General features: G+C 45.1%; 10 protein-coding genes. 6 read left to right on the forward strand and 4 right to left on the reverse strand.

Going from position 1 to position 13,245, the window contains the following annotated elements:
* Positions 1-12: 12 nt before the first annotated feature.
* The 3 genes from pilB to nadC form a co-directional block, all read right to left on the reverse strand.
* Positions 13-1,698 carry a type IV-A pilus assembly ATPase PilB gene (gene pilB / locus AB4138_RS10910; RefSeq protein ID WP_372306018.1) on the reverse strand — a complete coding sequence of 562 codons (1,686 nt, stop codon included), beginning with the start codon at positions 1,696-1,698 and terminating at the stop codon, positions 13-15.
* On the reverse strand, positions 1,699-2,112 hold the full coding sequence (locus AB4138_RS10915) for a pilin (protein WP_372306021.1): 414 nt from the start codon (positions 2,110-2,112) through the stop codon (positions 1,699-1,701).
* A gap of 253 nt (positions 2,113-2,365) precedes the next feature.
* Positions 2,366-3,256 carry a carboxylating nicotinate-nucleotide diphosphorylase gene (gene nadC / locus AB4138_RS10920; protein ID WP_372306025.1) on the reverse strand — a complete coding sequence of 297 codons (891 nt, stop codon included), beginning with the start codon at positions 3,254-3,256 and terminating at the stop codon, positions 2,366-2,368.
* A 134-nt stretch (positions 3,257-3,390) separates the two neighbouring features.
* Here nadC and ampD point away from each other — a divergent pair, with 134 nt between their 5' ends.
* From ampD to lpdA, 5 genes are all read left to right on the forward strand, one after another.
* Positions 3,391-3,939 (forward strand): 1,6-anhydro-N-acetylmuramyl-L-alanine amidase AmpD, encoded by a 549-nt coding sequence (ampD, locus tag AB4138_RS10925; protein ID WP_372306027.1) that lies wholly within the window; start codon positions 3,391-3,393, stop codon positions 3,937-3,939.
* A 483-nt stretch (positions 3,940-4,422) separates the two neighbouring features.
* Positions 4,423-5,184: a pyruvate dehydrogenase complex transcriptional repressor PdhR gene (gene pdhR, locus AB4138_RS10930; protein WP_017059443.1), complete on the forward strand. Its 762-nt coding sequence runs from the start codon at positions 4,423-4,425 to the stop codon at positions 5,182-5,184.
* Between the two features lie 62 nt (positions 5,185-5,246).
* Positions 5,247-7,910: a pyruvate dehydrogenase (acetyl-transferring), homodimeric type gene (gene aceE / locus AB4138_RS10935; RefSeq protein WP_017059442.1), complete on the forward strand. Its 2,664-nt coding sequence runs from the start codon at positions 5,247-5,249 to the stop codon at positions 7,908-7,910.
* Positions 7,911-7,936: 26 nt separating this feature from the next.
* On the forward strand, positions 7,937-9,850 hold the full coding sequence (gene aceF / locus AB4138_RS10940; RefSeq protein WP_372306029.1) for a pyruvate dehydrogenase complex dihydrolipoyllysine-residue acetyltransferase: 1,914 nt from the start codon (positions 7,937-7,939) through the stop codon (positions 9,848-9,850).
* Between the two features lie 242 nt (positions 9,851-10,092).
* A complete protein-coding gene (gene lpdA, locus AB4138_RS10945) occupies positions 10,093-11,523 on the forward strand; it encodes a dihydrolipoyl dehydrogenase (RefSeq protein ID WP_017059440.1) in 1,431 nt (476 codons plus the stop codon).
* A gap of 203 nt (positions 11,524-11,726) precedes the next feature.
* Here lpdA and AB4138_RS10950 read toward each other — a convergent pair whose 3' ends face one another.
* On the reverse strand, positions 11,727-12,332 hold the full coding sequence (locus tag AB4138_RS10950) for a LuxR/HapR/OpaR family quorum-sensing transcriptional regulator (protein WP_032549310.1): 606 nt from the start codon (positions 12,330-12,332) through the stop codon (positions 11,727-11,729).
* Positions 12,333-12,669: 337 nt separating this feature from the next.
* Here AB4138_RS10950 and hpt point away from each other — a divergent pair, with 337 nt between their 5' ends.
* Positions 12,670-13,200 (forward strand): hypoxanthine phosphoribosyltransferase, encoded by a 531-nt coding sequence (gene hpt / locus AB4138_RS10955; protein ID WP_017059438.1) that lies wholly within the window; start codon positions 12,670-12,672, stop codon positions 13,198-13,200.
* Positions 13,201-13,245: the final 45 nt, after the last annotated feature.

The following is a 13,245-nucleotide window of genomic DNA, read 5'->3' on the forward strand; positions in this document are numbered from 1 at the left end:
TGCTCCATTGGTTTATATGTACAGAACACGTTGCAGCTCTTGATAGCTGGTGGTGCCTTCAAGCAATTTATCTAGCCCCGACTCTTGCAGAGTTCTCATGCCTTCTCGGCGAGCCAAGTTTTCAATGGCCAACGCGTTCGGTTTGTCGAGCAGGCTGCTTTTCAGTTGATCGCTAAACGGCATCACTTCATAGATACCCACTCGCCCCGAATAACCCTGGTTACACTCATTGCAACCTTTAGGACTCGCTTTGTAGATGGTTTGGCTGTTAGGAATGGAGTGACGCAGGAATATGTCTGGCGAGTCGTCATTTTCTTTGCAGTGGTTGCATAATCGCCTTGCCAGTCGCTGAGCGATAATTAAGCTTAACGAGGACGCTAAGTTAAATGGTTCAATACCCATGTGGGCGAGCCGAGTGACGGTTTCCGCTGCAGAGTTAGTATGAAGAGTCGAAAGCACTAAGTGACCCGTTTGCGATGCTTTGATAGCGATCTCTGCAGTTTCTAAATCTCGGATCTCACCGACCATCACCACATCGGGATCTTGTCGTAAAAATGATCGTAGAGCTTCCGCAAATCCGAAACCGATCTTTGGCGTGACCTGTACTTGATTGATACCACACAGGTTAATCTCCACTGGGTCTTCAGCTGTAGAAATATTGCGTTCAGTGGTATTCAGTACTCGAAGGCCTGTGTATAGGGAGACGGTTTTTCCGCTGCCGGTTGGCCCTGTCATCAAGATCATACCTTGTGGGCGTTTAAGGGCATTAAGATAGAGGGCTTTTTGATCGTCGCTGTAACCAAGCTTGTCGATATCGAGATTGGCCGCACTGCTATCGAGCAGCCTCAATACGATCTTTTCCCCCCACAAAGTCGGTAGCGTTGATACGCGCATATCAATCGCGAGTTCATCATTCAAACGGAGCTTAATGCGTCCATCTTGGGGTAAGCGACGCTCCGCAATATCAAGCTTGGCGAGAATCTTCAAGCGAGCAGATAACCGGCGACTTAAATGAGAGGCGGGTTGCTGTATTTCAACAAGGATGCCATCACAACGCAGTCGTACTCGGTAGTGCTCTTCATAAGGTTCGAAGTGGATATCTGATGCGCCCTTACGCACCGCATCGACCAGTATTTGATTGATAAAGCGGCTGACAGGGGAATCGTCTTGGCTGAGATCTTCAATCGACGCTATCTCATCGTCAGAAACCTCAACAAGATTGGCGAGTTCGTCTTGAGTTATCTCTTTGCGTTTGGAATCTTGCCCTGAAATAGAACGGCCATACAGCTTGCGTATAGCGCCTTCTAATTCGGAGTAGTTGGCGACAACCAATTCGATCTGTAATCCCGTCGCAAATCGAAAGTCATCTTCCGCTTGTAAATCGGTCGGGTCAGCCGAGGCGAGCGTAAGAGTAGAACTAGAAACTGAAATCGGGATAGCACGATATTTAGTAATCAGTTCACGAAGCCCTAATTGGTCACACAAGGTTTCGTAGTCAGTACTGGCCAGTTGTACTAACGGTAAACCGAAAATGGTTTTGATATTGCTAGCTAAGGAATCGCCGCTGAAGAAATCAAGAACGAGCAAAGCTTCAGGTGTAGATACACCTGAAGCATGTATATGTTCCGCAACGGCTTGCTCCTGAGTCAGGCTAAGTAAATTAGCCTGACGGAGAACGGTTGGGAGGTTGGTTAGCATTTAGCAACCATCTAATGAAACATCAGAATCTTTACTATTTTCGCATGTCCAACCGTTAGTACTACGACTAAACTTTAGGGTGGCAGCATTTACTGAACTTGTGTCATTAAATGTAAACTTGATTTCGTTTTCTGTATCTATTGAGATAGTTCCTAAAGAACTGGCTGATGAAACTGTCCCTAGGTCAGTTATAGGAGTAGCTGATGAGATTGACCCTTTTTCTTGAAATATGAGTTCAGCTGGTGTGATTAGAGATCGCATAGTCGCTAGACCTGAAGAGAGTTCACTCTTGGTCACGTAGTTTTTATATGCTGGCACTGCAATCGCAGACAACACGCCAATAATCGCCACCACAATCATCAATTCAATCAGCGTAAAGCCTTTCTGGTTCGTTCTTTTGTTCTTGTTATTCATTGTTCTATTCCATTGTTTAGTTTGTTTCAGCGCAAGCACTGGTTGATGGAAAGAATAGAAGTTGAGATGGGGTAGTGGAATGGTGTTCAGGTGCGGTCGCGAGCGGTTTGGTATTTATTGGTGTAGTGTTTCATATAGCAGGCAAAATTATGCGATCAGCTTAAATAACTGCTTGAAATACTGATAATTCAGGCAATAACAAAGGCACCGTTATCAACAGTGCCTTTACAGAAATTAATTATTATTCAGTCAATTACGCTTTGAATCTCATTGATAGATCCATTGCTTTTAGGTGCTTAGTCAGCGCACCTACCGAGATGTAATCAACACCCGTTTCAGCGAACTCTGCGATAGTGTCTAATGTGACGTTACCTGAGTTTTCTAATGCAGCGCGGCCCGCATTGATTTTAACCGCTTCACGCATCATGTCCGTAGTGAAGTTGTCTAGCATGATGATGTCTGCGCCAGCGTTGATAGCTTGCTCTAGCTCTTCTAGGCTCTCAGTTTCTACTTCCACTGGCTTACCTGGATTCAACTCTTTTGCAATAGAGATAGCTTTCTCAATACCACCACATGCGATGATGTGGTTTTCTTTAATTAGGTAGGCATCGAAAACACCGATACGGTGGTTGAAACCGCCACCACAAGCGACCGCGTATTTCAGTGCGCTGCGTAGGCCAGGAATTGTTTTGCGAGTATCTAGCAGGCGGCATTCAGTATGTTTGATTTTGTCTGCGTAGATAGCTGTAGTAGTCGCACAGCCAGATAGCGTTTGAATGAAGTTCATTGCGTTACGCTCACCCGTTAATAGCGCGCGTGCTGGGCCAGTTAGCGTGCAAAGCGTTTGGTTTGGTTCAACCTTGTCGCCATCTTCTACGTTCCACTCGATAGTCACTTCACCGCCCAGTTGCTTAAACACTTCATCAGCCCAAGCTTTACCACAGAATACGCCGTGCTCACGGGTAATGATGGTTGCAGTGTTGACTGCGTCTGCAGGGATTAGACTTGCCGTAATATCAGCCGCTGGATCTAACGTTCCACCTAGATCTTCTTTGATGGTCTCAGCGACTGCACGAGTGATCTCTAGAGGCAGTTGCTCTTTTAAGTAGTCAAGGCGTTGGTGGCTGTTATGTGTGTTTTTCATCGCAAATCTAATCTTGAAAGGGAGTGGGAATGGAATGATACTCTTGCTTAACTTCAAATTAAAGAGGCTAGCGCGACTGCTCTATGGGCAAGGTCACATCTTATTGTGCTAGCAGAAAATAAAGTGAGACCAAGATGACGATCAGCTCCAATGGATGGTATGACTACGCTCGGCATGTTCCTTCCCCGTATTTTGATGCTAGACCGAGTGCCGACGATATCTCTCTGCTGGTGGTTCACAATATTAGCTTGCCTCCGGGTCAATTTGGTGGGCCTTACATCGAACAGTTTTTTACGGGTAAGCTAGACCCGTCGGAACACCCGTTTTTTAAGGTGATTCACCAAATGGATGTATCGGCGCACTGTTTGATTCGTCGCGACGGGGAAGTGGTGCAGTTCGTTTCTTTCTTAGACCGAGCTTGGCATGCTGGCCAGTCGAGTTTTGCAGGGCGTGAAAGGTGTAATGACTATTCGATTGGTATTGAACTGGAAGGTAGTGACTTTGTGGCTTATACCGAGCAGCAATACCAATCTTTGGCTCAATTAACGGAGACATTGGTGTCGAACTTCCCGCAGATTACGCGTCAGCGTATCACTGGCCATCAATACATCGCTCCGCTACGAAAGACTGACCCCGGTTTGGTTTTTGATTGGAAGAAATATCAAGGCCAACTGAGTTTCTAAATCCGAATTCACAACAAGACTCTGCTCATTGAAGGGCTCTAGATAATCAACGGTGAGCATAATTGTTTGTGAATTTTTGTTGTGCTTTTGTAAAGGAAGTGGTCGGACGGGGAGCATCAATAAATCGAGAGTGTGACGAGCTTATCAAACACTCATTTATTAAAACTTATGAACAGAATTTCCACCCTAAATGTGCGCTTGGTTCGATTTTTAAACGAGTGACACTAATCTTTCTGAAACAATTCATTTTTATCCTGAAACTTTCTAGCACGAACACTCCCCAAAAGTATTACCCCTGTAAATGGTAAGACCAATTTGGTTGCTGTTTTAAATTTCATTTGTTAAATCATGGTTAATTCACGCTGTATTCTATGATGCAGGTCAATTTTAGGCTGGACAGTGGCGTTTTAATTATGTTAATTTCTGCCCAACTTAAAATTGGTATTACCAATTGTCAGCGAAGAAAAAGAAGAACAACAAACTATGGCTTATCAAAGGATTCGTCAGCCAAAACTCTCCGATGTTATCGAACAAGAGTTAGAAAGGTTGATAGTGGAAGGAACACTGGCTCCAGGGCAGCAGCTGCCGCCTGAGCGCGAACTGGCGAAACAGTTCGATGTGTCTCGTCCTTCGATCCGAGAAGCGATACAACGTTTAGAAGCAAAACGCTTGCTTACTCGCCGTCAAGGTGGAGGTACGTTTGTTAGCGAAAATATCTGGAAAAGCTTTTCAGATCCTTTGCTTAATTTGTTGTCGTCCCATTCTGAAACCCAACTAGACTTGTTGGAATCGCGTCATGCGATGGAAGGGATTTCGGCTTACTTCGCGGCATTGCGTGGAACCGATGAAGACTTTGCTCGTATTCAAGCCTGCCAAGAAAAAATTCACGGCGCGCAAGAAAAGGGTGATATTGAAGCCGAATCTGCAGCGGTGATGGCTTTTCTTATTGCTTTAACAGAGGCAGCGCACAATGTGGTGTTATTGCACATTGTTCGTAGCTTGGCTCCGTTACTCGAACAAAACGTCTTAGAGAATTTAAAGCTGTTGCATCGTCGTAAAGACGTTGTGGAGAAAGTGAGTATACATCGAGCTAACATTGTAGATGCGATTGTTTCAGGGCAGCCAGAACAGGCACGTGAAATGTCACACTCTCATTTAGCTTACATCGAAGAAACATTGCTGGATTTGACGAAGGAAGAGTCGCGCCGCGAACGTTCTCTACGTCGAATTCAACAGGGTAAATAGCCGTAATACTTCGGCTTTTTACGTGTTTAGTAGAATCCAACTAACAAAAAGGATAGATCGCCATGTCTGACATGAAGCATGACGTTGATGCTCTGGAAACTCAAGATTGGTTAGAAGCTCTTGAGTCAGTAGTACGTGAAGAAGGTGTAGAACGTGCACAGTTTTTACTAGAACAAGTTCTAGATAAAGCACGTTTAGATGGTGTTGATATGGCTACAGGCATCAACACAAACTACATCAACACAATTCCAGCAGCACAAGAGCCAGCTTACCCTGGTGACGTAACTCTTGAGCGTCGTATTCGTTCGATTATTCGCTGGAACGCAATCATGATCGTATTGCGTGCTTCTAAGAAAGACCTAGACCTTGGTGGTCACATGGCTTCTTACCAGTCAGCAGCAGCGTTCTACGAAGTATGTTTCAACCACTTCTTCCGTGCTCCAAACGAGACAGACGGTGGCGATCTAGTTTACTACCAAGGTCACATCTCTCCAGGTATCTACTCTCGTGCATTCGTTGAAGGTCGTCTAACTGAAGAACAGCTAGATAACTTCCGTCAAGAAGTTGATGGTAAAGGTATCCCTTCTTACCCGCACCCGAAACTGATGCCTGAGTTCTGGCAGTTCCCGACAGTATCTATGGGTCTTGGCCCTATCTCTGCTATCTACCAAGCGCGCTTCCTTAAGTACCTTGACGGCCGTGGCCTGAAAGAAACTTCAGCGCAACGCGTATACGCGTTCCTAGGTGACGGTGAGATGGATGAGCCAGAATCACGTGGTGCTATCTCTTTCGCTGCGCGTGAGAAGCTAGACAACCTATGTTTCCTAATCAACTGTAACCTACAGCGTCTAGACGGCCCTGTAATGGGTAACGGTAGCATCATCCAAGAACTTGAAGGCCTATTCAAAGGTGCAGGTTGGAACGTTGTTAAAGTTATCTGGGGTAGCAACTGGGATTCTCTACTAGCTAAAGACACTACTGGTAAGCTTCTTCAACTAATGAACGAAACTATCGATGGTGACTACCAAACATTCAAATCTAAAGATGGCGCATACGTACGTGAGCACTTCTTTGGTAAGTACCCAGAAACAGCTGCACTAGTTGCAGACATGACTGATGACGAAATCTTCGCTCTTAAGCGTGGTGGTCACGATTCTTCTAAACTGTTTGCTGCATTCAACAATGCTAAAGAGACAAACGGTAAGCCAACTGTAATCCTAGCTAAGACTGTTAAAGGTTACGGCATGGGTGATGCAGCTGAAGGTAAGAACATTGCACACGGTGTTAAGAAAATGGACATGACTCATGTTCAACACCTACGTGATCGCCTAGGCCTAGAAGACATCCTTTCAGATGAGAAGATCGCTGAACTTCCTTACCTGAAATTGGAAGAAGGTACGCCCGAGTACGAATACATGCACGCTCGTCGTAACGCTCTACACGGTTACACACCTGCACGTCTTCCTAAGTTTACTCAAGAGTTCAAGGTTCCTGAGCTAGACGCATTCGCACCTCTACTAGGTGAACAGAAGCGTGATATCTCTACAACTATGGCTTATGTACGTACGCTAAACATCCTTCTTAAAGATAAGAACATTGGTAAGAACATCGTTCCTATCATCTGTGATGAAGCTCGTACATTCGGTATGGAAGGTCTATTCCGTCAGGTTGGTATCTACAACCCACACGGTCAAGAATACACACCTGAAGATAAAGGCATCGTTTCTTACTACAAAGAAGCAACGTCTGGTCAAGTTCTTCAAGAAGGTATCAACGAACTAGGTTCTATGGCTTCATGGGTTGCTGCTGCAACTTCATACAGCACAAACGATCTACCGATGATCCCGTTCTACATCTACTACTCAATGTTCGGTTTCCAACGTATTGGTGACATGGCATGGCTAGCAGGCGACCAACAAGCTCGTGGCTTCCTACTAGGTGCTACTGCAGGTCGTACAACACTGAACGGTGAAGGTCTACAGCACGAAGATGGTCACTCGCACATCCAAGCGAACACTATCCCTAACTGTATCTCTTACGACCCAACGTTCGCTTACGAGCTAGCGGTAATCATGCAAGACGGTATCCGTCGCATGTACGGTCCTGAGCAAGAGAACGTTTACTACTACCTAACAGTAATGAACGAGAACTACGCAATGCCAGCAATGCCAGAAGGCGCTGAAGAAGGCATCCGTAAAGGTATCTACAAGCTTGAATCTCACGCTGGTGCTAAGGGCAAAGTTCAACTAATGAGCTCTGGTACTATCATGAACGAAGCGCGTAAAGCGGCTGAAATTCTAAGCGAAGAGTACGGCGTAGCATCTGACGTATTCTCAGTAACGTCGTTCAACGAACTAACTCGTGACGGCCAAGCGGTAGAGCGTGACAACATGCTTCACCCAGAAGCTGAAGAGAAAGTACCGTACATCACGACTGTTCTTGGTAAAGAACCTGCAATCGCAGTGACTGACTACATGAAGAACTACGCTGAGCAAGTACGTGCGTACATGCCAACTGAGTCTTACAAAGTACTTGGTACAGATGGTTTCGGCCGTTCTGACAGCCGTGCAAACCTACGTCGTCACTTCGAAGTTAACGCTGGCTACATCGTAGTTGCAGCTCTAACTGAACTGGCTAAACGTGGTGACATCGAGAAGTCTGTAGTTGTGGAAGCAATTGCTAAATTCGATATCGACACTGAAAAAACTAACCCGCAATACGCATAAGACTGGCATTAAGGTAGGTAAATACAATGACAATCGAAATTAATGTACCAGACATCGGTGCTGACGAGGTTGAAGTAACTGAGATTCTTGTAAACGTTGGCGACAAGGTTGAAGAAGAGCAGTCACTGATCACTGTTGAAGGCGACAAAGCTTCAATGGAAGTTCCAGCGTCTCAAGCGGGTATCGTTAAAGAAATCAAAGTAGCAGAAGGCGATTCAGTTTCTACTGGTTCTCTTATCATGATCTTTGAAGAGGCAGGCTCTCCTGCGGAAGGTGCTGCAGCAGCACCGGCTGCTCCAGCAGTTGAAGCGGCGGCACCAGTTGCAGCTGCTCCTGCAGCGGCGGCTGAGCTTAAAGAAGTTCACGTTCCTGACATCGGCGGTGATGAAGTTGAAGTAACTGAAATCATGGTTGCTATCGGTGACGCAGTAGAAGAAGAGCAATCTCTTCTTACTGTTGAAGGTGACAAGGCTTCAATGGAAGTTCCTGCACCATTCGCTGGTATCGTTAAAGAAATCAAGATCGCTTCTGGTGACTCAGTATCGACTGGTTCTCTAGTAATGATTTTCTCTGTAGAAACAGGTGAAGTAGCGGGTTCAGGCGCTCTAGTTGCAGAAGCTCCTGCTCCAGCGGCGGCACCAGCAGCATCAGCTGAAAAAGAAGTAAACGTTCCTGATATCGGTGGTGACGAAGTAGAAGTTACTGAAATCATGGTAGCGGTTGGCGATACAGTAGAAGAAGAGCAATCTCTAATTACTGTTGAAGGCGACAAAGCTTCAATGGAAGTTCCTGCACCATTCGCTGGTACAGTAAAAGAGATCAAGATTGCAGCTGGCGACAAAGTGTCAACTGGCTCTCTAATCATGACTTTCGTCGTGGCCGGCACTCCGGTTGAAGGCGCAGCTCCTGCTCCTGTTGCAGCACCTGCACAAGCAGCAGCTCCAGCGGCGGCACCTGCTCCTAAAGCAGAAGCACCTGCAGCAGCTGGCGACTTCCAAGAGAACGGTGACTACGCGCACGCTTCTCCAGTAGTTCGTCGTCTAGCTCGTGAATTTGGCGTTAACCTTTCTAAGGTTAAAGGTACTGGTCGTAAGAGCCGTATCCTTAAAGAAGACGTTCAGTCTTACGTTAAAGATGCACTTAAGCGTCTTGAGTCTGGTGCAGCTGCATCTGGCAAAGGCGGCGACGGTTCTGCTCTTGGTCTACTACCATGGCCAAAAGTTGACTTCAGCAAGTTCGGCGAAACTGAAGTTCAGAAGCTTTCTAAGATTAAGAAGATCTCTGGTGCTAACCTGCACCGTAACTGGGTAATGATCCCTCACGTTACACAATGGGACAACGCAGACATCACTGAGCTAGAAGCATTCCGTAAAGAACAGAACGCAATCGAAGCGAAGAAAGACACTGGCATGAAGATCACTCCACTTGTGTTCATCATGAAAGCTGTTGCTAAAGCGCTAGAAGCATTCCCAGCGTTTAACTCTTCTCTTTCTGAAGATGGCGAAAGCATCATTCTTAAGAAGTACGTAAACGTGGGTATCGCTGTTGATACACCAAACGGTCTAGTTGTTCCTGTCTTCAAAGACGTGAACAAGAAAGGCATTTACGAGCTATCTGAAGAGCTAATGGCTGTTTCTAAGAAAGCACGTTCTGGTAAGCTAACAGCGGCAGACATGCAAGGCGGTTGTTTCACAATCTCTAGCCTTGGTGGTATTGGCGGCACTGCATTTACTCCAATCGTAAATGCTCCAGAAGTAGGTATCCTAGGTGTATCTAAGTCTGAAATTAAGCCAGTTTGGAATGGTAAAGAGTTCCAACCACGTCTACAGCTTCCACTGTCTCTATCATACGACCACCGTGTGATCGATGGTGCTGAAGGTGCACGCTTCATTACTTTCCTAAACAGCGCACTATCTGACATTCGTCGTCTAGTACTGTAATTGAGAAAGTAATTATTAAGGTGACTTTCGGGTCACCTTAATTCTTTATATAAAGACTATTTTTAGACAACAGTTTCCTGCATTTCTCATAATCTGATGGGGAATTGTTGTCTAGCTCACAGGCTAACTTAAAGCTACTTTCACACTGTTAACATCTCTGTAAAATGTTTCCTGTTTGAAAGCCCAATAATTTTAAGAACATCTACTCAGCCTGTTAGGGATAATGACTACAAGAGGTCACAATGAGCAAAGAAATTAAAGCCCAAGTTGTTGTACTTGGTTCAGGTCCTGCTGGTTACTCAGCGGCATTCCGTTGTGCGGATTTAGGTCTAGAAACAGTACTAGTTGAACGTTACAGCACTCTTGGTGGTGTATGTCTAAACGTTGGTTGTATTCCATCAAAAGCACTTCTTCACGTTTCTAAAGTAATCGAAGAAGCTAAAGCGATGGCAGAGCACGGCGTTGTATTCGGCGAGCCACAAACGGACATCAACAAGATCCGTATCTGGAAAGAAAAAGTAGTTGATCAACTAACTGGCGGTCTTGGCGGTATGGCTAAGATGCGTAACGTTACTGTTGTTAACGGTTTCGGTAAGTTCACTGGTCCTAACAGCATTCTTGTTGAAGGCGAAGGCGAAGCAACAACTGTTAACTTCGACAACGCAATCATTGCTGCGGGTTCTCGCCCAATCAAACTTCCTTTCATCCCACATGAAGACCCACGTATTTGGGATTCTACGGATGCACTAGAACTAAACGAAGTACCTGAAAAACTGCTTATCATGGGCGGCGGTATCATCGGTCTTGAGATGGGTACGGTTTACCACTCTCTAGGTTCTAAAGTTGAAGTTGTAGAGATGTTCGATCAAGTTATCCCTGCTGCGGATAAAGACATCGTTAAAGTTTTCACTAAGCGCATTAAGAACAAGTTCAAGCTAATGCTTGAAACTAAAGTGACTGCTGTTGAAGCAAAAGAAGACGGTATCTACGTTTCAATGGAAGGCAAAAAAGCACCAGCTGAAGCTGAACGCTACGATGCTGTTCTTGTTGCTATCGGTCGTGTTCCAAACGGTGCACTTATCGACGCTGAAAAAGCGGGTATCGAAGTTGATGAGCGTGGTTTCATCAATGTTGATAAGCAAATGCGTACTAACGTTCCTCACATCCACGCGATCGGTGATGTTGTTGGTCAACCAATGCTTGCTCACAAAGGTGTGCATGAAGGTCACGTAGCTGCTGAAGTTATCTCTGGTAAGAAGCACTACTTCGACCCTAAAGTAATCCCATCAATTGCGTACACTGAGCCAGAAGTTGCTTGGGTAGGTAAGACTGAGAAAGAAGCGAAAGCTGAAGGCATCAATTACGAAGTTGCTACTTTCCCTTGGGCTGCTTCTGGTCGTGCAATCGCTTCTGACTGTGCAGACGGCGTGACTAAGATGATCTTCGATAAAGATACTCATCGCGTAATCGGTGGTGCTGTTGTTGGTACTAACGGTGGTGAACTTCTTGGCGAAATCGGCCTAGCGATCGAAATGGGTTGTGATGCAGAAGATATCGCACTTACTATCCACGCTCACCCAACTCTACACGAGTCTGTTGGTCTAGCTGCGGAAGTATTCGAAGGTTCAATCACTGACCTTCCAAACAAAAAAGCAGTGAAAAAGAAGAAGTAATTCTTTCTTAGTCACTCGCTAATGTTTTTAAAAGCCGCTGATTTGTCAGCGGCTTTTTTATGTCTGAAGTAAGGCGCAGGAACGTTTCACTCCGAGATGCGAGTACGCTGCGCTCCGGGATACGAAGAGCGAGTGCTAAAAACAAAAAAGGATTGACGCAATACGCCAATCCCTAAGTTTTTTTCGAAGACCGAATTTCAAATCTATTTATAAATGCACAGCATGTTCAAATAGCTATCCGTTAAGCTTGAAAGCTCTTCTGGCGTTTCTACACGTTTCGCTTGGATGAATAGCGAGTAGCAAATGCCGTGGAATAGATTCGCTAGATGTTTAGGGTCGTGATCGTCACAGACTTCGCCGCGTTCAATCGCTTTGCTAAACATGTTTTGTACTAACATTTGGTTAGTGCGGTTCGTTGTTACGAATAGCGGCCATATTTCATCACGAGTTGAAGCGCTCCATTCGAACCATACATTTAACCAATGGCTATCTTGAGCCACTAACGTCACCATTTCAGTCGCAATATTATGTAGGTTTTGTTTTGCGTGAATATCCAGATCGATATTGTCTGAAAGGAAGTTAGAGAATTGGCGTACAACGTGATTTAGTACTTCATCAACCAGATCTTCACGGGTTGGGAAGTAGTTAAATACCGTTGCGACAGACACCTGAGCGATGTCTGCAATATCAGCGTGTCCACCACGACCGATGCCGCGGCGAGAGAATACCTCAAGAGCGATTTCCATCAATTGAAGTTTTCTTTTTAAAGGTGAAAGCCTAGTTCTAGGTCTCTTAGATATTGAGTCCATTTTATTTTCCTTGCCAACGAAATTTTTATATTAATGATTTTATTATTATTTAAGCCAAGATGAGTGTAATGGTGCATATGCGAATGGTCAATCCTTTCAGCTTGTTTTATAGACAGTTACATCAAACTTGATACATAAAGCGTGATCAGCATTGATGTGAAAGGAGACGAGTATTGGATAAGGCACCAGCGCACATTTCGTGGAGAATCTGACAGTAAATTCGAACCATAAGGTGGTGTGGGTATTTGAGCAGTGCTAGACTTACGCACAAAATTGAGCGACACAACTGACGAAACTGTCAACATTCGTCGCAATCACCAAATAGAATGAGAGCAGTATGAAGCATACAGTTGAAGTCATGATCTCTGAGCAAGAAGTTCAGGATCGAGTGAACGAACTAGGCAAACAGATCACGGAACACTACAACGGTAGTGAAGATCTAGTTTTAGTTGGCTTATTGCGTGGATCTTTTGTCTTTATGGCAGATCTTGCTCGTGCTATCGATTTAACTCACCAAGTTGATTTCATGACCGCGTCTAGCTACGGCAACGGCATGGAAAGCTCACGTGATGTTCGTATTTTGAAAGATCTTGATGATGATATCCAAGGTAAAGACGTTCTACTTGTAGAGGATATTATCGATACAGGTAACACGCTGACTAAAGTAAAAGAGATTCTGAGCCTACGTGGTCCTAAGTCTATCGAAATTTGTACGCTATTAGACAAGCCTTCTCGCCGTGAAGTGACTGTCGATACAAAATGGATTGGTTTTGAGATCCCAGACGAGTTTGTTGTTGGTGTTGGTATCGACTACGCACAAAAATATCGTCACCTACCGTACATCGGTAAGGTAGTACCTCAAGAGTAATCATTACGCTTGTGGTTTAGAAGTCATAAAAAAGGTTCATCGCGG

This window comes from Vibrio sp. 10N.286.52.C3 (assembly GCF_041468865.1).
In the GTDB taxonomy this organism is placed as follows: Bacteria; Pseudomonadota; Gammaproteobacteria; order Enterobacterales; family Vibrionaceae; genus Vibrio; species Vibrio crassostreae_C.